This is a genomic window from Candidatus Brocadia sapporoensis (assembly GCF_001753675.2).
Lineage (GTDB): Bacteria > Planctomycetota > Brocadiia > Brocadiales > Brocadiaceae > Brocadia > Brocadia sapporoensis.
Genome location: NZ_MJUW02000026.1, coordinates 1 through 801, shown reverse-complemented (window position 1 = coordinate 801; position 801 = coordinate 1). Strand labels below are relative to the sequence as shown.

General features: G+C 50.8%; 1 pseudogene. It reads right to left on the bottom strand.

Going from position 1 to position 801, the window contains the following annotated elements:
• Nucleotides 1–801 (bottom strand): annotated as a pseudogene (locus tag BIY37_RS13765) (IS1634 family transposase); the annotation flags it as partial.

Below are 801 nucleotides of genomic sequence, written 5' to 3'. Positions count from 1 at the left end.
CACCCACAAACGTCTGAGTCTGCGCCGACGCATGGAACGCTCCTTAGACACCCGGTCATGGCTCTCCCCATAAACGTAAAACTCCGATTCCTGCCCAAGAATTTTCACGCGGACGTTCTCCCTCGCCTCAATCCACGCCTCTTCCAGCAACTGTTTTTCCACTCGCGTCAAATGCCCCTTCGGAGTGCCAACCAAATAATCAATCCCTCCTGAGCGCATCTTTTCCAACATCTCCTCCGTTGGAATACCTCTATCCATGAGCCAGGTACGTCGGAATTTCCCATACCGCTTTTCAATCCGATCCAGAAATTCCCCTCATGTTGCGCTATCTCTGGTATTGCCAGGATACACTTCGTAGGCCACGGGAAATCCTTCCGGCGTCAACACCAACGCCACTACCACCTGCACGCAATCCGAACGTTTATCCCGGCTATATCCAAACCGCTTCTTACCCAAAAATCCAGCCGGTGGCGGTTCACTCTCAAAATACGTACTTGTCAAATCATACAGCAGTACATCGTACTTTGCCCCAAAGAGCTTTCCCCACTTCTCTTTTAAATAGATGTTCAAGCAACAAATCCAAACAATGATACGCCTTGTCCTTCTGCGCCAGGGAATAATCCTCTCCCAGCAGATCGCCTATTGCGCTTCGCACGTACCACTCACGATGGAAACGAAATTCGCTCCCCGGATCGATCAACCGATAACAGACAAGTGCCTTCAGCATATTCAGCCAGCTTGTTCCCTTCCGGCTTGACAGCAGACGCATCCTCCAAAATGCGTCCAGTTCCAGCATATCCC